Genomic DNA, 21,442 nt, shown 5'->3' with positions numbered 1-21,442 from the left:
GAGGAGCTGGGAAGTACGTCTCGGATGAGTGGAGCACTGTGGTGAGTGGAGCGCTGTGGCACGGGTTCGCCGACATGGGGGCGGTACAGCGCGACGGCGCTTTCGTCGTCTCCCGGGGTGAGGGCGCCTACATCTGGGACGATGCGGGTACCCGCTATCTCGACGCCACCGCAGGACTGTGGTTCACCAACGTCGGGCACGGCCGCACCGAGATCGCCGACGCCGTCGCCGCTCAGCTGTCGAAGGTGGCGCACTTCTCGAACTTCGGTGACTTCACCTCCGACACCACCGTCGCCCTCGCCGAGCGGCTCGGTGCGATCGCACCGGTGCCCGGATCGAAGGTGTTCTTCACGTCGGGTGGCTCGGACTCCGTCGACTCGGCCGCCAAGCTCGCCCGGCGGTACTGGAACGAGATGGGCCGTCCCGGGAAGAAGCTGATCGTCGGACGGCAGAAGGCCTACCACGGCATGCACGTGGCGGGAACTGCCCTCGCCGGAATCCCGGTCAATCGGGAGGGCTACGGCGAACTGATGCCCGACGCCCGGACCGTCGGCTGGGACGACGCGAAGAGCCTGCTCGAACTCATCGAGCGGGAGGGCGCGGACGCGATCGCGGCCTTCTTCTGCGAGCCGATCATCGGCGCCGGAGGCATCTACCCGCCGCCCGAGGGGTATCTCACCGAGGTCCGCGACATCTGCCGTGAGCACGACATCCTGTTCGTCGTCGACGAGGTCGTCACCGGCTTCGGGCGCATCGGCGGATCGTGGTTCGCGTCCACCCGGTTCGGTCTCGAACCGGACATGATCACCACCGCGAAGGGACTGACCTCCGGGTACGTCCCGATGGGTGCGGTGTTCGTCGCGCCGGCGGTGGCCGAACCCTTCTTCGGCGGTGGCGTGTGGTGGCGGCACGGTTACACGTACGGCGGCCACGCCGGCGCCGCCGCGGCCGCCATGGCGAACCTCGACATCGTCGAGCGGGAGAATCTGCTGGCGGAGTCGAAGCGGCTCGAGTCCTCGCTGCACGAGCATCTCGCGCCACTCGCCGAGCACCCCCGGGTCGCGGAGGTACGCAGCGGGCTCGGGGCCGTCGCGGCGGTCCAGTTGGTCGATCCCGCAGAGGCGGTGCCGTTCGTGAAAACCCTCCGCGCGCACGGAGTCTCGGGCCGCGCGGCCGGTCAGGGCGCGATGCAGTTCTCGCCGTCGTTCGTCATGACCGACGAGCAGGTGGCCGAAATGGCTGCCGGCGTGCGCGCCGCCCTCGGCTGATCGAGGCCGGTCGAGGTCACGGCAGCGTCGAACCTCGGGCGACGAGCGTGGGGGTGATCGCGATGCGCTGTGGCGGCGGGTCGTCCGAGCGGGCGGCCGCGGCGTCGAGCAGTCTCACGGCCTGCGCGGCGATCTCGTCCTGCGGCTGGCGCACCGTGGTGAGCGACGGCCGCGACAGCGCCGCATACGGAGTGTCGTCGAAGCCGGTGACCTGGATGTCGTCGGGGACGGTGAGCCCGGCCGCGGCCAGTCCGTCGAGCACGCCGAGCGCGATCATGTCGTTCCCGCAGATCACGGCGTCGGGTCGGGGGCCGCGTGTGACGATGAGGCGGGCCGCCTCGCGTCCCCAGTCGGTGCTGAAGTCGCCGAGCAGGACGTCGGGATCGGTGAACCCGCGTCGGGAGATCGCCTGCCGGTAGCCGTCGAGTCGTTCCTGTGCGGACGAGTCGACGGGTTCGGCGCCCACGAACACCGGACGCGAGGCGCCGCGGTCGAGGACGTGGTCGACTGCCAGCCGGAGACCGAACTCGTTGTCGACCGTGACCGAGCTGCCGGCGTGGTCGTCGACCCGGAGGTCGACCTGCACGGTCGGTACCCGGGCCGCGGCGTCCGCGGTGGCGGTCCGGCTGGCCGCGCGGTCGCAGGGTACGAGGATCAGGGAGTCGACCCGGCGGTCGAGCAGTGCCTGGATCTGGCGGCGCTCGGTCTGCGGTTCGTAGCGGGAGTTGGCGAGCAGGAGGCTGCGGTCGTCGTCGCGAAGTTGGCGTTCGACCGCCTCGACGAGCGTCGCGAAGTACGGGTTGCCGATGCTGGGTACCACCATGCCGACCGTGTAGGTGGTACGTCCGCGTAGCGCCGCTGCCAGGATGTTGGGCTGGTAGTCGAGCGCGGCTGCGGCGGCCAGTACGCGTTCGCGGTTCTCGGGGCGGACGCCGCGCTCGCTCGACAGCGCGCGTGAGGCCGTCGCGACCGACACTCCGGCTCGCGCGGCGACATCGCGAATAGTGGCACGCATGGAACCCCTCGGGATCGTGGAAACGTCACGGTAAACGATTACCGGATGTGGCGGCAATCCAGACCGCAACGTACGCATCGAGCGTCTTGACGCAATGCGCATCACTCCGTCATCGTGGGAGCCGTCACGGAAAACGATTTCAGTTCGTGATGCAGTAGCTCTATCCGACCGAGAGGCCGTCCCGATGTCCCAGACGCGACCGTCACAGCGCCCGCACGTGTCCGACCGTGCGTCACCGTCGGTGTCGCCGGAAGTCGTCGTCGTGGGGTCCGTCAACGTCGACACCGTCATCCGGGTCCCGCGGTTGCCTGCGCCCGGTGAAACGGTGTTGGGGATCGGCGCCGCCGAGCACGTCGGCGGGAAGGGTTCGAATCAGGCGGTGGCCGCCGCGCGCCTCGGTCGACGCGTGGGGCTCGTGGGCGCGGTCGGCGACGACGCCGACGGGCGCGCGGTGCGAGAAGCGTTGGGGGCCGAGGGCATCGACCTGGTGGGGCTCGGCGAACGATCGGGTGCCCGGACCGGCGCCGCCGTCGTCCAGGTGGACGACTCCGGCGAGAACTGCATCACGGTGCTCGCCGGCGCCAACGGTGATCTCGACGCCGCCGCGGTGCGGACGGCCGCCGACGACCTGCGGCGGGCGCTGGTGACCGTGGTCCAACTCGAGATCCCCGACGCCGCCGTCGCGGAAGCGATCGCGCTCGCGGGTGGCACCGTCGTCCTCAACCCGTCGCCCGCGCGACCGGTCGCAGCCGACGTGCTCGGCCGTGTCGACGTCCTCATCGTCAACCGCTCGGAACTGGCGTTGCTCGCGGGGGAGACCGAACCGGCGACGTCGGTGCAGGCCGCGCGGATGGCGGGCCGGCTCTCCGGACCAGCGGCCGTCGTGGTCACCCTCGGCTCCGACGGCGCGGTGCTGGTGCGGGGCGGCGTGGTCACCGAGGTACCGGCGGTTCCCGTCGAGCGGGTCGTCGATCCGACCGGGGCCGGTGACACGTTCACCGGTGCTCTCGCGGATGCGCTGGTGCGCGGCGAGGCGCTCGACGACGCTGTGCGCTGGGCGGTGGAGGCCGCCGCGATCGCCGTCACGGCGGCGGGGGCGCAGTCGGCGATGCCCACCCGCGAACAGGTTCTCGCGGCGCGAGCGGGGAGCCGGTCGTGAGCGGCGCGCGGCCGGGACGGCTGGAACTGGACGGTGTCTCCAAGCTGTACCCCGGTGTGCGAGCTCTCGATTCGGTGGACTTCGATGTGCGCGGCGGTGAGGTGCACGTCCTGCTCGGCGAGAACGGCGCCGGCAAGTCCACGCTGATCAAGATGATGGCCGGCGTGCATCAGCCCGACACCGGCGAGATCCGGGTGGACGGCGCCGCCGTGCGGTTGCGCGGGCCCGGCGACGCGGAGGCGCTGGGCATCTCGACGATCCATCAGGAGATGGCACTCGTGCCGCATCTGACGGTGGCCGAGAACATCTTCCTCGGCCGGCCTCCCCGCCGATTCGGCCTGGTCGACACCCGCGCGATGCGTCGCCAGGCTCGGGAATTGCTCGATCGCACCGGACTCGATCTGGACGTGGACGCCACTGTCGGCGACCTCGGTGTGGCCCGACGTCAGATGGTCGAGATCGCGAAGGCCCTCAGCATCGACACCCGCTTCCTGATCATGGACGAGCCCACCGCGGTGCTGAGCCGAGGCGAGGTCACCGCGCTGTTCGACATCGTGCGCAGCCTCACCGACCGCGGCGTCGGCGTGGTGTTCATCTCGCACCTGCTCGGCGAGGTCGCCGAGATCGGGGACCGCGTCTCGGTGCTGCGCGACGGCGCGAAGGTGGGGGAGGTCCCCGCCGACACGGATGTCGACGAACTGGTGCGGCTCATGGTCGGCCGCTCGATCGAGCAGCAGTATCCGCCGCGCCGCAACGAGATCGGCGACGTCGTGCTCGAGGTGCGCGGTCTCGGCCGGGACGGGGAATTCGACGGCGTCGACCTCACCGTGCGCGCCGGAGAGGTCGTCGGCATCGGCGGCCTGGTCGGCGCCGGCCGCACCGAGGTGGTGCGGGCGATCTTCGGTGCCGACCGGTACGACCGCGGCGAGGTGCTCGTCGACGGCCGGCCGGTGCGCCGCGGCGACGTCGTCGCCGCGCACGAGGCCGGTCTCGCGCTGGTGCCGGAGGACCGTGCGGGCCAGGGACTGGTACTCGGCGCGTCGGTGGAGGAGAACCTCGGACTCGCCACGCTCGGCGACCGAACCCGGCTCGGACTGGTCGACCTTAACGATCAGGCGGCGAAGGCGCGGACCGCCGTGCAGCGGATGGGGATCCGCGTGTACGGACCCGAACAGCCGGCAGTGACCCTGTCCGGCGGCAACCAGCAGAAGATCGTCATCGGCAAGTGGCTGATGGCCAAGCCGCGTGTACTGATCCTCGACGAACCCACCCGCGGCATCGATGTCGGTGCCCGCGCGGAGATCTACGAACTGATCGCCGAACTGACCGCCGACGGAACCGCCGTGGTGGTCGTGTCGAGCGATCTACCCGAACTGCTCGGGCTCAGCGACCGTGTGCTCGTGATGGCGGACGGCCGAGTCCGCGGCGAGCTGGACGGTACCCAGGCAACCCAGGAGAGCGTCATGGCTCTCGCGGTCACGGAAGGATGAGGGCGGTGCCCGAGAACAACACCGATCCCGCACGCGCGGGAACGTCGGCGGCGGGCGAGCCGCCCCCATCCTCCCGGGGAGCGCTGTGGCGGTGGGTGACGTCAGTGCGCGGCACGGGTGGCCCGCTCGCGGCCCTCGTCGCCCTGGTGGTGCTGCTGGCGCTGCTGTCGGGGGACTTCCTCACCACGAACAACCTCCTCAATGTCGGCGTGCAGGCGTCGGTGACGGCGGTGCTCGCCTTCGGTATGACGTTCGTGATCGTCAGCGGTGGCATCGACCTGTCGGTGGGTTCGATCGCGGGGCTGTCGGGCATCGTCACCGGCTGGACCGCGACGACCGCAGGCGTGCCCATGTGGCTGGCGGTGCTCGCCGGTATGGCCTCGGGCGTCCTGGCCGGGGTGGTGTCGGGCATCCTCATCACGGCCGGGCGGATGCCCCCCTTCATCGCGACACTCGCGATGCTGTCCGTCGCGCGTGGTCTCGCGCTGGTGATCGCCGACGGCCGTCCCATCCCCGTGGACGGCTGGCTGGCCACCCTCGGTAGCGGTGAGTTGTTCGGCTTCCTGCCCTATCCCGTGCTGGTGCTGATCGCCGCGGCGATCGCCACCGGCCTGATCCTGCGCCGCACCTACGCAGGTCGCGCGATGTATGCGATCGGCGGCAACGCCGAGGCCGCGCGCTTGTCCGGGATCCGGGTGAACCGGCAACAGGTGCTGGTCTACGCGCTGTCGGGGCTGTTCGCGGCGGTCGCCGGCATTCTGCTCGCGGCCCGGCTGGCGTCGGCGCAACCCGAGGCGGGCACCGGTTACGAACTCGACGCGATCGCGGCCGTGGTGATCGGCGGCGCGAGCCTGTCGGGTGGCGTCGGCACCGCTGTCGGCACCCTGATCGGCGCGTTGATCCTGGCGATCCTGCGCAACGGACTCAACCTGCTCGACGTCTCCGCATTCTGGCAGCAGGTCGTGATCGGTGCCGTCATCGCCGCGGCGGTCCTGTTCGACACGCTGCGACGGCGCCGCCGCACCGGCGGCAAGGGCGGCGGACCGCTGAAGAGTCCGGCGGTGCGCAAGGCCGGTGCCGCGGTGCTGGTGCTCGTCGTGATCGCGGCGGGGTGGGCGATCGTCGACCGCCAGCGCAGTGGCGGCGCGTCCGGCACCCGGATCGCGCTGTCGTTGTCGACGCTGAACAACCCGTTCTTCGTCGACGTCCGCGAGGGTGCGCAGGAGGAGGCGGACCGACTCGGCGTGAAACTGACCGTCACCGACGCCGGTTCCGATCCGTCCCGGCAGGCCAACGACATCCAGAACGCGATCGCCCGCGGTGTCGATGCGATCGTCGTGAATCCCGTCGACTCCGATGCCGTCGTGCCGTCCGTCCAGGCCGCCAATGCGGCCGGCATCCCAGTGATTGCGCTCGATCGCGCGCCGAGCGGTGGCCTCGTCGTCACGACAGTGGCCTCCGACAACGTCGAGGGTGGACGACTGGCCGCCAGGCAGTTGGCCGAGTTGGTCGGCACCGGCCCCGTCGCGGTGCTCGAGGGCAAGCCGGGCACGTCCGCGGCGCGCGACCGGCAGACCGGATTCGACGAGGAGATCGCGCGGCATCCGGGCATCACGGTGGTCGCGTCGCAGCCCGCCGACTTCGACCGCACCAAGGCGCTCGACGTGATGTCGAACGTGCTGCAGTCGAACCCGGACATCCGCGGGGTGTTCGCCGCCAACGACGAGATGGCGCTCGGCGCGGTCAAGGCGCTCGGCCCCCGCGCCGGCGGTCAGATCAAGATCGTCGGTTTCGACGGCACGCCGGACGGATTGGCCGCAGTCGAGGCGGGCACCGTGAACGCCGATGTGGCCCAGCAGCCGACGGTGCTCGGCGTCGATGCCATACGACTGTCCGTCGAGGCGACAGGCGACTCGGTGGTCGCGGACACGAGTGAGACCGGCGCGGTGCACAGCGTGCCGGTGCGGGTGGTCACAGCCACCGACAACTGACGATCAGCGCCGCTTCGACAGGCGCGAGAGACGTTGCCGGACAGTGGGTCTGACGGGAGTCAGATCCACCGTCCGGCGACTGTCCGTGTCTGCGGCAGCGCGGGCGAACCGCGTGTGCAGCCGGTCTCGCACCTCGTCGGGGGTGTAGGCGCGGCGCTGTCGTTCGGCGCGCATCGCGAGCGCTCCCGTCGCGGCGACACCCACCGCGCCCGCCAGCCCGAGTGTCTTCCACAGATGCCTGCCGTCGATGCGCATCGCTCTAGGCTAGGCGGATGATTCGGCAGACGCACTCATCGGAGATCACCCTCGACGAGGCGGTCGAGGTCACTCGCACGGGAGACATCTGGATCTTCCGGGGGCAGTCCGGTGCCGACCGGGCGATCCAGACACTCACCAACAGTCCTGTCAATCATGTCGGCATGTCCGTCGTGCTCGACGATCTGCCGCCCCTCATGTGGCACGCCGAACTGGGGCGGTCCCTGCCGGACATGTGGACCGGCAAGTTCCAGCGCGGCGTCCAGCTGCACGATCTGCGTGCGGCGGTGCAGGTGTGGGGCGCGCGCTACGGCCAGCGCGGATGGCTGCGCCAGCTGGCGAAGCCGGTGACCGGTGAGCAGGAGGACGCGTTGCTGCGCACCATCGCGCGCCTCGACGGCACTCCGTTCCCGTCCTCCGTGCGTCTCGCGTCGCGCTGGTTCGGTGGCCGGATGCCGTCCCTGCGGCGACGGGCGAGCAGCCCGCACAGCGCGGGCCTCGAGAGCGCCTACTGCGCCGAGGTGGTCGCGTCGACGTACGCGGCAATGGGCTTGCTGACCGAGGACCGGCGCACCAACTGGTACGACCCCGGGCGGTTCTGGAGTGGCGACCGGCTGCCGCTGGCTCCGGGCGTCGAGTTGGGTGCGGAGATCGCGGTTCGGCTCGATGCGGAGGATCTCGCCGCAGGGCAGGGGGCGCGTTCGGGCGCCGTTGACCAGTGACCTGGATCTCCTGATCCGCGTGGCGATCATCACATAACGACTGGATTACGACCGGTCTGTCGACTTGCCGACACGCCGAACGCAACTGCGGGAACGGGCCGTGTAGGGGCCTGTTTTCGGACGCGCGTACCGGAATTGTGGGCCGTGACCTTTCCGTGACGGTGGCCTACGGTCGTTATCGGTTCGAGACCAACGGACCACGCCGGATCGCCGCTGCACGAACCTGTCCCCGCGATCCGGACACCCGATTCTTCGAGGGGGCAGCGGTGAAATGGACACGAGTCCGCCCGACAACGTCGGTGCGCGAACGCCGTCTCGCCGGCAGGAGCGGAGAGGATCTACCCGAATGACCAGCTTCACCATCAAGCGCGCCATGGGCGCAGTCGTTGCCACCGGCGCTGTCGTCGCGATCCCGTTGGCGCTCGGAACCGGCACCGCGTCTGCGGCGGGCAGCCATGACTGGTCCGGCGTCGCCGAGTGTGAGTCGTCCGGCAACTGGTCGGCCAACACCGGCAACGGCTACTACGGCGGCCTGCAGTTCTCGCAGAGCACCTGGGAGGCCTACGGCGGCACCGGCAGCGCCAGCAACGCGAGCCAGGCCGAGCAGATCCGCGTCGCCGAGAACGTCCTCGACGGCCAGGGTGTCGGGGCGTGGCCGGTGTGTGGCCAGTACCTCACGGGCGGCAGCACCGCGACCGGCTCGGTCGAGTCGATCGCACAGGAGGCTCCGGCCCAGGTGACCGCGCCGGCTCCCGTCCAGCAGCAGGTCGCCGAGTGGGCCCAGACGGTTCCCGCCGGTGTCGGCAACTACGTCGTCCAGCTGGGCGACACGCTGTCCCAGATCGCGCAGAACCACGGCGTCTCGCTCGCGAACCTCGTCGCGCAGGTCCAGAACCCGGACCTCATCTTCCCCGGACAGACCCTGTCCATCTGATCGGCCCCCGCGCCGCACGAACTCACAGCCCCGCCGGTGTCCCCCTCCCGGCGGGGCTGTGTCGCATCCGAAGCCGCGACGCCGTAACGATCGGTCGGTCCTCGGCGACGGTAGGGGCACCGATGCTGTCAACCGCCAAGGAGTTCTCGTGACGCGATCTCTTCGTACTGTTCGACGCACGGCCGCGGTGCTGGGCGTGGTGGCGGCACCGCTGGCCTTCGCCGCCTCGTTCGGGGTCGCGTCCGCAGAGGCGACGCCGTGGCGGATCGGACCCCTGTATCGCGCAGAGACGTCCGGCGAGAGCGCCGAGTACGTGTGCAACAAGGCGCTCGCGATGGAGAAGTCCTCGCGGGCGGTCGTCCTCGAACCCTGCACCTACGATGCCGCTCAGGACGTCTGGTACCGAGTGGTCTTCGCTCCCGGCGCCCTCGGCTTCGGGAGCAGCAGCTGATCCGCCGCCCGGCGTCTCGGCAGGGGTGCGTCTCGAGAGGGTAAGGCGATAGGTCCTACTACACTGATAGGCATGGCTGATGGGACCTATCAACCGACACTGTCACAGCTGCGTGCCTTCGTCGCGGTGGCCGAGTATCGCCACTTCGGTACCGCCGCCGCGCGGTTGAGCGTGAGTCAGCCGACGCTGTCCCAGTCGCTGGCCTCGCTCGAGAACGGTCTGGGCGTGCAGTTGATCGAACGGAGCACCCGGCGGGTCCTGGTCACCTCGGCCGGTGAGCAGTTGCTGGCGCAGGCAAAGCTGATCCTCGATGCCGCGGACGGGTTCGTCGCGGCGGCCGCCGGTGTGGGCGACAGTCTCGTCGGGCCGTTGCGTATCGGTCTGATCCCGACCGTCGCGCCGTATGTGCTCCCGGCGCTGCTGCCCGCGGTCCGCCGCGAGATGCCGGCCCTCGTGCCCCAGGTCGTGGAGGACCAGACCGCAAGGCTGCTCGAATCCCTGCGTGCCGGCGCCATCGATGTCGCCGTCCTCGCCCTGCCATCGGAGGCGCCCGGGCTGATCGAGATTCCGCTCTACCGCGAGGACTTCGTGGTCGTCCTTCCACGGGATCACGTCTTCGCGGGCCGCGACGACCTGCCTCTTCAGGTATTGGACGAATTGCCGCTCCTGCTGCTGGACGAGGGCCACTGCCTGCGCGACCAGACGTTGGATCTGTGCCGTTCGGTCGACGCCCACCCCCTGTCCGGGGACACCCGCGCTACCTCGCTGGCAACCGTCGTGCAGTGCGTCGCTGGGGGATTGGGCGTGACCCTCGTCCCGGACTCCGCGGTGCCGGTCGAGACGCGCCGCGGCGATCTGGGCACCGCGCGCTTCGCCGCACCCGCGCCGGGGCGGACGGTGGGACTCGTGTTCCGGGCCTCGAGCGGTCGAGCCGAGGGTTACCGGCAACTGGCGGGGCTGTTGCGGGCCGCGGCGCCGGCCGGCGTCACCGTGGCCGCCTGAGACGGCCGAGGCGTTTCAGCGCCGCTTGCGTCCGCCGGGCTTGGCCTTGCTGCCGGGCTTGCCGCGACGCGAGTCCTGGGCGCGCGCCTTGCCCGACGTGGCCGGCTGTTGCTTCGCTGTGCGCGGTTGAGCCGATCGCGGCGCCTTGGACTTGGTCTTCGGAGTCTCGTGCGGATTGCGTCCACGCGAGCTGTTGGCCGTGCGTCCGCGCACGATGCCGATGAACTCCTCGACCAAGTCGGTCGTGCGATCCTCCACCCACGACAACGCGACCTGCGAGGCGGGACCGTGCGCGATCGGGCGGTAGGTCAGATCCTTGCGATGGTGTAGTCGGGCGAGCGACATCGGCACCGTCACGACGCCGACGCCGGCGGCGACCAGTTCGATCGCGTCACCCGTGGTGGCGGGGCGATCCTGTGCCGGGTTTCCCGGCAGCGCGTCCCACGTCAACGGGGTGTCGAGGGGATCGAGCACGAGTTCCTCGGCGAGGTCGGTGAGGTCGACCTCCTCCGCGGCCGTGAACACGTGGTCCTTGGGGACCACCACGACCGGCACCTCTTCGTAGAGGGCGATGACGCTCAGCCCGTCCCGGTCGATCGGTAGTCGTAGCAGGGCCGCGTCGGCGCGATCCTCGCGCAGGGCTGCCGTGGCGTCGGCAGCATCGACCGCCACCAGTTCGAGCGGGGTATCGGTCACGCGTTCTCCCCAGATCCGAACCCATTTCGCGGGGACGACACCGGGGACGTACGCGAGCCGGAACGGTCGGGATGCAGTCGCCTCGGTCACCGGGCAAGGCTACCCGGCCGATCTCGGGAGCCACCCGTGCAGCCGCGTCATGCGTGGTCGATACCCTTGACACATGACGTCGCAGAAGACCCCCCAGACGATGAAGCCCGCGACCGCGGCGAAGAAGCTGGGTGTGTACCTCCAGGCCACCCCCGCAGAGTTCCAGGACGGTGTGGTGACCCGCGACGAACTCAACGCGTGGCAGGCCGACGCGCCGGAGTGGCTCGTGACCCTGCGCAAGGAGGGTCCCCACCCCAAGGATGTCGTCGCCGCCAAGCTGGGTGTCTCCATCGCCGGGCTCGCTCGCGGCGGTGTCGACGAAGCGCTCACCACCGCACAGATCGAAGCGCTGCTCGCCGAACAGCCCGACTGGCTCGTCGCCGAGCGCGCCAATCTGGTGGCAGTCCGCAAGGAGGAGAAGCGCATTCGCGAGCAGCAGGCCGCCAAGCGTGAACAGTCCAACCGTCGTCCGCGTAACGCCGGGCCGTTCAAGCCGTCCGAGTGACGAGGTGGCCCGGCCGGTCGACGCTGCGCTCCGGCCGGGTCAGCGCGGACTGTAGGTGAGGCACCGCGCGGCGTGGTCGCCGGAGCCGCCGCCCACCCGGATCTCGCTGGCGGCGCACTCGAGGTCGCGGTTGTGCTTGCAGTCGGCGCGTTGGCACGCCCCGACCATGCTCGTCACGGTGTCCAATCCACCCTTGGTGGACAGCGGAATGAAGGTCTCGCAGTCGGCGCTGCCGTTGCTGCCCGCGACGTTGATCGCGAAGGCGTGGCAGCCGTCGTGGTTGTAGGAGCAGTCGGTCACCGAACAGTCGGTGACGTGGGGCATCTCCATTGTGGTCATGTGGCCCTCCGGACATCTCGACGGTTGTCCTCGTGCCACCTCACGGTAGCCGCGCCATGACGGCCTGACCAGCAAGGATGGGCTGCCCTAAGCGGTCTGGTGGCGCTCGGGCGCCCGCTGCCACTGCGCGCGCAGCGAACGCTCGCGGCCGAGGAACCGCAGCTGCGCCACCACGCCCGCGACGGCGAGCAGGAGGTAGAAGGCGTACCACCACCAGTCGTCGTCGATGGTGCGGGTGATCGATGCATGACCGAAGTCGGTGGCGTCGAGCACGCCGGTGAGAAGCATCGCTCCTCCGACGATCGCGACGGCGCCACCGAGTGCGCTGACGATCACCAGCAGCATCGCCGGCAGATCCACCGCCAGGGCGAGTACCGCCAGAGCGATGCCGATCAGGACGCCGACGAGCACGATCACCCAGTTCCACGTCACTCCCAGCGCCACCGTCGCGCCCGCGCCGAGTGCGAATCCGGCCGACGCCATCGCGAGGACCACGGCCACCGCATAGTAGAGGTACGCGAGAACCGCGAACAGGATCGCGACCAGGACGCCGACGACCCACCCCAGCGCGGTCGACAGGTAGCTGTCACCACCGATCGCGGCCACCAGAGCCGCACCGAGACCGAAGCCGGCGAAGGCGCCCCAGAACGCGATGACGATGCGCATCGCGGGAAGCCCGCGGAAGCAGAAGACGGCTCCGGCCAATACTGCGAGGATGCCCAGCACGACGTCGGTCATGCCGTGACCGTAGCCCGACGCGGTCCGTTTTCGTCGAAGCCGGCGGGCAACACGCGGGGGCGCGGGGGCGAATCAGCCCTCGGACACCTCGAATTCGTCGAAGACGACCTCGCCGGCCGCGTCGGACTCCGCCAGGTTGACCTCTCCGAGTAGCGCCCACCCGTGGTCGCCGTTCGGGTCCTCGAGGACCTGTCGGACCCGCCACAGCGTCGGCTCGACGGTGACCTGGAACAGCAGCGGGCCGCGCGCGGACGGGCCGGTCCCGATCTCGTCGTACTCGTCGAAGTACAACTCGAGCAGGTCTGCCCAGTCGTCGGCGTCGAGGCCGTCACCGAGTGCGGCGAGCTCGTCCCAGCGCTGCCGGGACGCCAACTCGACACGGCGGAACATCGCGTTGCGCACCATCACCTTGAACGCACGGGCGTTCGCCGTGATCGGCCGCGGGATGTCTGCGCCGAACGCCACCTGTTGATCGTCGGACTCGGCGCCGGGGTTGGTGAGCTGTTCCCACTCGTCGAGCAGACTCGAATCGACCTGGCGGATGAGCTCACCGAGCCACTCGGTGAGATCCTCGAGCTCCTCGGTTCGGGCCTCCGCCGGAACCGTCTGCCGCAGAGCCCGATACGCGTCGGCGAGGTAACGCAGCACGAGGCCTTCGGAACGTGCGAGGCCGTAGTGGCTGACGAGTTCGGCGAACGTCATCGACCGCTCGACCATGTCGCGAACCACGGACTTGGGGGAGAGGGCGAACTCGTTCATCCACGGATGCCCGGCGCGGTAGGTTTCGAACGCCGGGAAGAGGATGTCGGCCAACGGCTTCGGCCACGTGATCTCCTCGAGGAGTTCCATCCGCTCCTCGTACTCGATACCGTCCGCCTTCATCTCGGCCACAGCCTCGCCGCGCGCCGCATGCTGCTGCGCCATGAGGATCTGTCGAGGGTCGTCGAGGGTGGACTCGATCACCGACACGACGTCGAGTGCGTAGCCGGGCGATTCGGGATCGAGCAGCTCGAGCGAGGCGAGTGCGAACGGCGACAGCGGCTGGTTGAGCGCGAAGTCGCGCTGCAGGTCCACCGTCAGCCGGGCCATGCGCCCGCACTCGTCCGGCTCGTCGAGCTGCTGCACGATTCCCGCCTGCAGCAGGCCGCGGTACAGGCGGATCGCCTTGAGAATGTGCCTGCGCTGCGCGGGCCGCGGCTCGTGGTTGTCCTCGAGCAGGTGACGCATCGCCTGGAAGCAGTTGCCCGGGCGGGCGATCACGTTGAGCAGCATCGAATTGCTCACCGAGAACCTGGAGACCAGCGGCTCGGGGGAGGCTGCGACCAGCTTGTCGAACGTGCCCTCACCCCACGAGACGAAACCCTCGGGCGCCTTCTTGCGCTGGACCTTCCGGCGCTTCTTCGGATCGTCGCCCGCCTTGGCGAGCGCCCGCACGTTCTCGATCTCGTGCTCGGGCGCCTGCACGACGACAGTGCCCATCGTGTCGTAGCCGGCCCGTCCCGCGCGTCCGGCGATCTGGTGGAACTCGCGAGCCCGCAGCTGGCGGGTGCGGGTGCCGTCGAACTTCGTCAGGCCCGTCAGCAGGACTGTACGGATCGGGACGTTGATGCCGACGCCGAGTGTGTCGGTGCCGCAGATGACCTTGAGCAGGCCGTCCTGTGCGAGGCGTTCGATGAGCCGGCGGTACTTGGGCAGCATGCCGGCGTGATGGACCCCGATACCGTGACGGACCAAGCGCGACAGTGTCTTTCCGAAGCCCGTGGTGAACCGGAAGGCGCCGATGGCCTCGGCGATCGCGTCCTTTTCGGCGCGGCTGCACAGATTGACGCTGGTCAGCGCCTGCGCGCGTTCGAGTGCCGCGGCCTGGGTGAAGTGCACGACGTACACCGGGGCCTGGTGGGTGGTGACGAGTTCCTCGATCTCCTCGCCGATCGGGGTCTGCGAGTACGAGAAGTGCAGCGGCACCGGACGTTCGGAGCCGGACACCTCGGTCGTCGGACGTCCGGTCCGGCGGGTGAGGTCCTCCCGCAGGTGCGTGACGTCGCCGAGCGTCGCCGACATCAGCAGGAACTGGGCCTGCGGCAACTCGATCAGCGGCACCTGCCAGGCCCAGCCCCGGTCCGGCTCGGAATAGAAGTGGAACTCGTCCATCACGACCTGGCCGATGTCGGAGCCGGCACCCTCGCGCAACGCGAGATTCGCGACGATCTCGGCGGTGGCGCAGATGATCGGCGCCGACGAGTTCACCGACGCGTCACCGGTCATCATCCCGACCTTGTCGGCACCGAACACCTCGCACAACGCGAAGAACTTCTCGCTCACCAGCGCCTTGATGGGTGCGGTGTAGAACGTGCGACGACCTTCGGCGAGCGCGAAGAAGTGGGCGCCGAGCGCCACCATGGACTTGCCCGAGCCCGTCGGCGTCGCCAGGATCACGTTCGCCCCGGAGACCAGCTCCATGAGCGCCTCCTCCTGCGCCGGGTACAGCTGCAGGCCACGATCGTTCGTCCACGAGGTGAACGCGTCGAACAGGGCGTCGGGATCGACGTCGGAAGGATCGACGGTGGCGGGAAGCAGATCGGTTAGCAGCACCGTTACAGGCTAGAGCCTCGTAGGGACACCCGGGCGAGGCGGGCAATCCGGGCCCGCGGGCGGCGTGCGGCGATCAGGTGGCGCTGCGCTCGTCGGACCCCATCGCGTCGAGCACTGCCATCCGCGTCTCGGGGGCGCCGGTGATCGTGGACTCGCCCACTCCGTTCGTCAGCAGAGCGCGCCACCGGTCCTCGTCGAACTCGAGCGCCGACGTCGATTCCAGGAAGCCCTCGAGGACGTCGAGGAAGCGAATCGGGTCGTCCCGGAACGGGAAGTGACCGGAATCCTCGAACACGTCCAGCCGCGAACCCGGCATCGCGGAATGCGCGAGACGCGCGTGACTGACCGGTATGACCGAGTCCCGCGCACCCCAGATGAGCTGGACGGGCAGGTTCTCCGTCAGATAACAGCGGTCGAGCATCGTGACGACCTGTCCCCGCCAGTCGACGACCGATCGCAGTGTCCGCAGGTAGGCCTCGTAGGCCGTCGGGTCCGGGAGCGCGCTCAGCACCCGGACCAGGTCCGGCGTGTCGTGCAGCATCGTGCCCGGGCGGAGCGGCGAGCCGTGGATGCGGGAGACCACGTCGCCGACAGCGCGGACCGCCGTCATCGCGCCCGGTAGTCGGATCAGCTTCAGTGCCTCGTTCACCACGGGCATCGTGATGAGCCGGAGCAGCGGATGGACGTCCTTGGTCACACCGCCCGCCGATACCAGCACCAAACGGTCGACCATGTGCGGGAACTGGTATGCGAACTGCATCGCGACGCCGCCGCCGAGCGAATGGCCGACGACCGTCACCTTGTCGACGTCCAGCACCGAGAGCAGATCCCGCATACCGTTCGCGTAGGCCGCGACCGAATAGTCCGCGCGCGGCTTGTCCGAGCGCCCGTGTCCGAGCAGGTCCGGGGCGATGACCGTGTACTTCTCGGCCAGGTGCGGAATGATCTCGCTCCACGTCGACGAGTTGTCGCCGATCCCGTGGATCAGGAGCAGCGCGGGACCCTCACCGGCGATGCGGAAAGCGCGCCGGTAGCCGTGGATGGTCCGGAAGACCATCCGGGGCTCGGTGTCCGGCACCGGGCGGAGCATCCGCGTTCGAGAGTCGCTCATATCGCCTCCTGAAGCCCCCACCCGACAGGCGGGCGACGCTCAGATAATCGATCGTCCGAGTATACCCGTGCACCGAGAGCGTAGGTGGCGCAGTTGTCACAAGTGTGACTTCGGATAACGTAAAGGTTTCGTTATCGACGATACCTGGACGAACGACCGAACGGCTCGGCAACGAGGTTCCTCAGCGGTCCTCGTCGGTGTCCCGGTCGCCCTCCCCGTCCATCCGGGCCTGCTCCGCCAGGAACCGCTCGAACTCGGCGCCCAGTTCGTCTCCGCTCGGCAGATCCTCGTCGCCGGCCAGCAGCGTCGACTGCTGCTCCTGCGCCGCGACGTAGGAGTCGTACTGGTTCTCGAGCGCCTTCACCACCGACTGCACCTCTTCGTTCGAGGTGATGTGCTCGTCGATCTGCTCGCGCACCCGCGCGGCGGCCTCACCGAGGGCGACCAGGGGCAGCTCCAGGTCGGCGATCTCCATGACGTTCTCGAGCAGCGTCTCGGCGGCGGCCGGGTACTCCGTCTGCGCGAGGTAGTGCGGCACGTGTACCGAGAAGCCCACCGATTCGTGTCCGTGCTGGCTCATACGGAGCTCGAGGAGGGACGACGCACTGCCCGGCACCTGGAGTTCGCCGGACCAGCGGTGGTGGTCCTCGATCAATTCCTTGTTCGTCGAGTGCGCCGTCACGCTCAGCGGCCGCGTGTGGGGGATGGCCATCGGAATCGCGTTGATGCCGACGGTCCGGCGGACGCCCAACTGTTCCGCGAGCAGCCGGACCGCGGTGGTGAACCGCTCCCACCGCAGGTCGGGTTCCATGCCCGCGAGGAGCAGGAAGGGGGTGCCGGCGGTGTCGCGCAGTGCATACAGGTTCAGTTGCGGAGCGTCGAAGTCCGAGAAATGGTCGGCCTTGAACGTCATGGTGGGGCGTCGCGACCGGTAGTCGATCAGCTCGTCCACCGCGAACGAGGCGACCAGTTCGGTCTCGAGGCTCTCGCGCAGGTGCTTGGTGGCCAGCTTCACCGCGTGTCCGGCGTCGGAGAAGCCCTCGAGGCCGTGGATCAGCACAGGCCCCTGGCCGTCGGCCGAGGACAGATGCGGTGCCGGGAATTCCAGCTCGTACATCTTCGACTGCTCGTCCATGACGGCTCCTTTTCCTTCGAACGTCTTCTTCCAGTGTCCCTCACGGGGTCCCGTCGTCCGAAACGGGAGCCGGAGAGGCGCGTGGCCGGGGTCGGTACCCCGCCGTCAGAGGACCAACACCGCAGGCTGTCGAATCATTCCGTCCGGTCCTGCCGTGTGACAGGGTGTGGCGGACGGGCAGAACGCGAGCGGATCGTGCAGGAGGACGCCACATGACGGAGCGCAGGCACTGCGCACTCGTTTCGGCCGCGCTCGCGTCGGCCGCCGTGGTGCTCGTCGCGGGTTGCGGGTCGGTGGTGTCCGGCACCGCGAGGCCTGCCGAGAAAGGGGTGGCATCGCGGCCGCTCGGAGAGTTGCTGCTCGAGCCGGCGGCGTTCCCGCCCGCGTACCCCGCCGTCGTTCTTCCCACACAGGCCGTTTCGCAGGCGGCGCCCGACCTCACCGGGATCGCGCCCGGCGCCAGGGTCGACCCGCCCGGGTGCAAACCGCCGCAGCAGGACTACACCGCGAACGGAACCGCGATCGCGGTCGGTACGGATTCGGTGAGCCGCTCCACCGTCACGATCGAACTGGTCCGGGTGTCGACTCCGCTTTCGGAACTCGAAGCGCAACTCGTCCAATGTCCCGATGTCACCGCCACGGCGAACGGCGTCGACGTGCAGGTGCGTACCGCGATCACCCGTCCACCCCGGATCGAGGTGGACCACACGCTCGCACTGCACCGGACGGTCGAATCCGGAGGGCCCGGTGGGGCGGTGACGCAGTCGATGCTCACCTTGATGGCTCAGATCGACGACGTGCGGATCCAGGCCACCTTCATGTCGTTCGACACGGCGCCGGACGGGAGCGACGCCGACGTCCTGGACGAACTCTTCACCGCCGCCGTGCAGAAGGTCCGAGCCGGGTGAGCTCGCGGCCTTAACACCCCGGCCCGACAGACAGGACGCGTCCGGCTGCCGTAACCGAGGGTTGTGCACAGCCGTCGACCTCATCCACAGGGCAGGGATCGTCCCAGTTCGCCGAGATCACGTCGTCGGGGACACCCAGCATCGTCGTGGCATGACGACATCGACCTCGGCACACGGCTCACCCTGTCCACGCGATCCGCGTACGTCCCACGCCGTGCGCATCTCCGAGCCCGGCGACCTCGTGAGCGCGGTTCCCGCCCTGCTCGGCTTCCACCCGCACCGTTCGCTCGTCGCGATCTGTCTGACCGGTACCTCGGTCGGCGCCGTGATGCGGCACGATCTGCGGCCGCGCGAGCCCGCGCTGATGCGCACGGTCCTCGGACAGTTCACCGCGGTGGCCGTCCGGGAAGGTGCGGACCGCATCCTGGTCGTCATGGTCGACGACCGATTGCCGGACCGGCCCGAATCGTGCGATCTCGCGCCGTACGGGCAGATCGTGGATGCGTTCGACGAGCTGCTCGGCGAGCAGGGAATCTCGATCGCCGCGACGCATCTCGTCGGCCGGATCGAGGCGGGCGCCCCGTGGACGAACCTAACCGGCAGCGTGCGGGGAGCACTCCCGGACCCGACGGCGTCGAGGGTCGCCGTGGCGCAGGTCCTCGGCGGCCGCGCAATTCGAGCCTCCCGGGACGAACTCGAGGCGGTTCTGATCCCCGACTCGCTCGGCGAGCAGCAGGATGTCGCCGACCACATCGACGCTGCGCGTGAGCGGATCACGCGAGGCGACGGGATGGCGCGGAGCGCTACCGATCCGGTCAGCTTCGACCGGCGTTGCGTCGAACTGGTGCTCGCCAGGATCGCGCAGACCGCCTCGGGCGACGAGCTGACACCCGAGGAATGCGCGGAACTGGCTCTCGTGCTGGAGAATTCGCGGGCCCGTGATGCGTTGCTCGCGCTGTCCGCCGGCAGCGACGCAGATGCCGCCGAGCAGCTGTGGATCGTCCTGGCTCGCGCACTGCCCGAGCCGGAACGGGCCGAACCGCTCGCGCTCCTCGGATTCAGCGCGTACCTGCGGGGTGACGGACCGATGGCAGGGGTGGCCCTGTCTGCGGCACTCGCGGCCGACCCCTGCCACCGTCTGGCCAATCTTCTCGACGATGCTCTGCAGCGCGGAGTGCGCCCCTGCGTCCTGCGCGAGCTCGCCGACGTCGGGCGCGGCATCGCGGCGGAACTCGGCGTGCGTCTGCCCCCGCCGGCGGACTAGCGACGGGCGGCGTGCGACCGATCACCCAAGGCCTGGAGGTACGTCCAGGCGTCGGAGACGATCTCGTCGAGGTCGGTGTGTGCCGGGCGCCAACCGAGTTCGTCCACGGCACGGTCGCTCGACGCGATCAGCACGGCAGGGTCACCCGCGCGCCGGGGGGCGTCCTCGGCGGCGATGGGCAGGCCGGTCACCCGCGCGCAGGCCGAAATGACTTCGCGGACAGTGAATCCGGCGCCGCTACCGAGGTTGTAGATGCGGTGGTGTCCGGGGACCGACGACTCGAGGGCCAGCAGGTGGGCGTCGGCCAGGTCGAGGACGTGGATGTAGTCGCGCACCGCGGTGCCGTCCTTGGTGGGCCAGTCGGTGCCGAAGACGGAGATCTTCTCGCGTTGACCCAACGCGACCTGGAGCACGAGGGGAATGAGATGTGTTTCCACGACTCGGTTCTCACCCGCGCCCTTGTAGGCTCCGGCGACGTTGAAGTAGCGCAGGCTGGTGGCGGCGAGCGAGTGCGCGTTCGCGTACGACGTGATCGCGTGGTCGATCGCGAGCTTCGTGGCGCCGTACGGGTTGGTGGGACGGGTCGGTGCGTCCTCGGTGATGGGTGTGCGTTCCGGCTCGCCGTAGGTGGCCGCGGTGGACGAGAACACCAGGCGGGGTGTGCCCGACAGCCGCATGGCCTCGAGCAGCGCGAGCGTCGTCACGACGTTGCCCTGCCAGTACTGCTCCGGACGCTCGACGGACTCGCCGACCAGCGACTGTGCGGCGAAATGCAACACACCGTCGAAACGGGGTGTGCTGTTGCCGGATCCGAGCACGGATCCGGCAACAGCGGCGATGTCACCCTCGATGAACTCGGCACCTGCCGGCACGGCGTCGGCGTTTCCGGTCGAGAGGTCGTCGACGACGACCACCTCGTGGCCACGCTCGAGCAGCACGGTGGTGCACACGCTGCCGACGTATCCTGCGCCGCCGGTAACCAGAAGTCTCACAGTTCATCTCCTCGCGTGCCGCGACCGCACACGCGAAGCGAGGTGTCAGACCTGCTTCACCTGGACGGCGTGGGCCATTTCCTCGGGAAGGTCGAATTCGTCGTGACCGGACGCGGTGATCGTCACCGAGCCGGGTCGGGTCTCGACTGTAACCCTTGCATCGGGGACCACGCCCGCTTCGCGGAGCTGACCGATCAGTTCGGGATCGGACTGCACGTGCTCGGCGAGGCGCCGCACCACCACGGCAGTCGGCTTGCCCGGCGGCACGTCCGTGAGCCGGATGAGCGTCTCCGCATTGCCCACCGGACGGTCGAGTCCCAGATCCGCCAGACCCGGGATCGGGTTGCCGTACGGCGAGGTCGTCGGGTTCTTCAGTACCTCGACGAGGCGCCGTTCGACGTCCTCGCTCATCACGTGCTCCCAGCGGCATGCCTCGGCATGCACCTGATCCCATTCGAGGCCGATGATGTCGACGAGCAGACGCTCGGCGAGGCGATGCTTGCGCATCACCGCGACCGCAAGGTTGCGGCCCTTCTCGGTGAGCTCGAGATGACGGTCACCCGCCACCTGGAGCAGTCCGTCGCGCTCCATGCGAGCAACCGTCTGGCTCACGGTCGGACCGCTCTGCTCGAGTCGTTCGGCGATCCGCGCGCGGAGCGGGACGACGCCCTCTTCTTCCAAGTCGTAGATCGTCCGGAGATACATCTCCGTGGTGTCGACCAGATCCTTCACTCTCACACCCCTTCGTCTGGCGTGATTCTACCGGGCATTCCGGTTTGTCGGTC

The 21,442-nt window shown here is 69.3% G+C and carries 21 protein-coding genes and 1 pseudogene; 12 read left to right on the top strand and 10 right to left on the bottom strand.

Annotated features, from left to right (window positions below; all coding sequences use genetic code 11):
* Positions 1-74: 74 nt before the first annotated feature.
* Entirely contained in the window at positions 75-1,268 is a 1,194-nt protein-coding gene (locus tag PSS76_RS21585; protein ID WP_049799613.1) for an aminotransferase family protein, read from the top strand.
* A gap of 16 nt (positions 1,269-1,284) precedes the next feature.
* Here PSS76_RS21585 and PSS76_RS21580 read toward each other — a convergent pair whose 3' ends face one another.
* Positions 1,285-2,283, bottom strand: a complete 999-nt coding sequence (locus PSS76_RS21580; RefSeq protein WP_081206497.1) for a LacI family DNA-binding transcriptional regulator — start codon at positions 2,281-2,283, stop codon at positions 1,285-1,287.
* A 184-nt stretch (positions 2,284-2,467) separates the two neighbouring features.
* Between PSS76_RS21580 and PSS76_RS21575 the strand changes: the two genes are divergently transcribed.
* The 4 genes and pseudogenes from PSS76_RS21575 (at position 2,468) to PSS76_RS23930 (ending at position 6,923) form a co-directional block, all read left to right on the top strand.
* Positions 2,468-3,442 (top strand): ribokinase, encoded by a 975-nt coding sequence (locus PSS76_RS21575; RefSeq protein WP_238781914.1) that lies wholly within the window; start codon positions 2,468-2,470, stop codon positions 3,440-3,442.
* On the top strand, positions 3,439-4,932 hold the full coding sequence (locus PSS76_RS21570; RefSeq protein WP_013415798.1) for a sugar ABC transporter ATP-binding protein: 1,494 nt from the start codon (positions 3,439-3,441) through the stop codon (positions 4,930-4,932). The genes PSS76_RS21575 and PSS76_RS21570 overlap by 4 nt, the downstream gene beginning before the upstream one ends.
* Positions 4,929-5,948, top strand: a pseudogene (locus PSS76_RS23935) (ABC transporter permease); the annotation flags it as partial. The gene PSS76_RS21570 and the pseudogene PSS76_RS23935, both read left to right, overlap by 4 nt.
* Positions 5,949-5,993: 45 nt before the next feature.
* Entirely contained in the window at positions 5,994-6,923 is a 930-nt protein-coding gene (locus PSS76_RS23930; RefSeq protein WP_372478543.1) for a substrate-binding domain-containing protein, read from the top strand.
* A 3-nt stretch (positions 6,924-6,926) separates the two neighbouring features.
* On the opposite strand, the gene PSS76_RS21560 is transcribed toward PSS76_RS23930, so the two are convergent.
* Positions 6,927-7,178 (bottom strand): hypothetical protein, encoded by a 252-nt coding sequence (locus tag PSS76_RS21560; RefSeq protein ID WP_041674166.1) that lies wholly within the window; start codon positions 7,176-7,178, stop codon positions 6,927-6,929.
* A 17-nt stretch (positions 7,179-7,195) separates the two neighbouring features.
* Between PSS76_RS21560 and PSS76_RS21555 the strand changes: the two genes are divergently transcribed.
* From PSS76_RS21555 to PSS76_RS21540, 4 genes are all read left to right on the top strand, one after another.
* Complete coding sequence (locus tag PSS76_RS21555) at positions 7,196-7,900, top strand: hypothetical protein (RefSeq protein ID WP_013415800.1); 705 nt, start codon at positions 7,196-7,198, stop codon at positions 7,898-7,900.
* A gap of 346 nt (positions 7,901-8,246) precedes the next feature.
* Positions 8,247-8,834 (top strand): transglycosylase family protein, encoded by a 588-nt coding sequence (locus tag PSS76_RS21550; RefSeq protein WP_005513675.1) that lies wholly within the window; start codon positions 8,247-8,249, stop codon positions 8,832-8,834.
* A gap of 148 nt (positions 8,835-8,982) precedes the next feature.
* A complete protein-coding gene (locus tag PSS76_RS21545) occupies positions 8,983-9,285 on the top strand; it encodes a hypothetical protein (protein WP_005513673.1) in 303 nt (100 codons plus the stop codon).
* Positions 9,286-9,357: 72 nt separating this feature from the next.
* Entirely contained in the window at positions 9,358-10,287 is a 930-nt protein-coding gene (locus PSS76_RS21540; protein ID WP_005513671.1) for a hydrogen peroxide-inducible genes activator, read from the top strand.
* Between the two features lie 15 nt (positions 10,288-10,302).
* Here the strand turns inward: PSS76_RS21540 and PSS76_RS21535 are convergent, their stop codons facing one another.
* Positions 10,303-11,073 carry a LysR substrate-binding domain-containing protein gene (locus PSS76_RS21535; RefSeq protein ID WP_013415801.1) on the bottom strand — a complete coding sequence of 257 codons (771 nt, stop codon included), beginning with the start codon at positions 11,071-11,073 and terminating at the stop codon, positions 10,303-10,305.
* A gap of 73 nt (positions 11,074-11,146) precedes the next feature.
* Here PSS76_RS21535 and PSS76_RS21530 point away from each other — a divergent pair, with 73 nt between their 5' ends.
* A complete protein-coding gene (locus tag PSS76_RS21530) occupies positions 11,147-11,578 on the top strand; it encodes a DUF5997 family protein (protein WP_005513668.1) in 432 nt (143 codons plus the stop codon).
* A gap of 39 nt (positions 11,579-11,617) precedes the next feature.
* On the opposite strand, the gene PSS76_RS21525 is transcribed toward PSS76_RS21530, so the two are convergent.
* The 5 genes from PSS76_RS21525 to PSS76_RS21505 all read right to left on the bottom strand — a co-directional run bounded on the left by PSS76_RS21525 (position 11,618) and on the right by PSS76_RS21505 (position 17,493).
* On the bottom strand, positions 11,618-11,917 hold the full coding sequence (locus PSS76_RS21525; RefSeq protein ID WP_005513666.1) for a DUF1540 domain-containing protein: 300 nt from the start codon (positions 11,915-11,917) through the stop codon (positions 11,618-11,620).
* A gap of 87 nt (positions 11,918-12,004) precedes the next feature.
* Positions 12,005-12,655, bottom strand: coding sequence for an ABC-2 transporter permease (locus PSS76_RS21520; protein ID WP_205316854.1), 651 nt, complete (start codon positions 12,653-12,655; stop codon positions 12,005-12,007).
* 72 nt (positions 12,656-12,727) lie between these two features.
* Complete coding sequence (locus PSS76_RS21515) at positions 12,728-15,247, bottom strand: DEAD/DEAH box helicase (protein ID WP_013415804.1); 2,520 nt, start codon at positions 15,245-15,247, stop codon at positions 12,728-12,730.
* Positions 15,248-15,320: 73 nt separating this feature from the next.
* A complete protein-coding gene (locus PSS76_RS21510; protein ID WP_005513661.1) occupies positions 15,321-16,358 on the bottom strand; it encodes an alpha/beta fold hydrolase in 1,038 nt (345 codons plus the stop codon).
* Positions 16,359-16,539: 181 nt separating this feature from the next.
* A complete protein-coding gene (locus PSS76_RS21505; protein ID WP_005513659.1) occupies positions 16,540-17,493 on the bottom strand; it encodes a proteasome assembly chaperone family protein in 954 nt (317 codons plus the stop codon).
* Positions 17,494-17,705: 212 nt separating this feature from the next.
* Here PSS76_RS21505 and PSS76_RS21500 point away from each other — a divergent pair, with 212 nt between their 5' ends.
* Both PSS76_RS21500 and PSS76_RS21495 read left to right on the top strand, forming a co-directional pair.
* Positions 17,706-18,401: a DUF5642 family protein gene (locus PSS76_RS21500; protein ID WP_081185324.1), complete on the top strand. Its 696-nt coding sequence runs from the start codon at positions 17,706-17,708 to the stop codon at positions 18,399-18,401.
* 151 nt (positions 18,402-18,552) lie between these two features.
* Entirely contained in the window at positions 18,553-19,665 is a 1,113-nt protein-coding gene (locus tag PSS76_RS21495; RefSeq protein ID WP_064059780.1) for a DUF4192 domain-containing protein, read from the top strand.
* On the opposite strand, the gene galE is transcribed toward PSS76_RS21495, so the two are convergent.
* Positions 19,662-20,657 (bottom strand): UDP-glucose 4-epimerase GalE, encoded by a 996-nt coding sequence (gene galE, locus PSS76_RS21490; protein WP_064059781.1) that lies wholly within the window; start codon positions 20,655-20,657, stop codon positions 19,662-19,664. The genes PSS76_RS21495 and galE overlap by 4 nt on opposite strands.
* 45 nt (positions 20,658-20,702) lie before the next feature.
* Entirely contained in the window at positions 20,703-21,389 is a 687-nt protein-coding gene (locus PSS76_RS21485) for an iron-dependent transcriptional repressor DtxR (RefSeq protein WP_005513651.1), read from the bottom strand.
* Positions 21,390-21,442: the final 53 nt, after the last annotated feature.

It is taken from the genome of Prescottella sp. D32 (assembly GCF_037287305.1).
GTDB classification, from domain to species: domain Bacteria; phylum Actinomycetota; class Actinomycetes; order Mycobacteriales; family Mycobacteriaceae; genus Prescottella; species Prescottella equi.
The sequence above is the reverse complement of the archived record's forward strand: the minus strand, read 5'-3'. Positions and strand labels throughout refer to the sequence as shown.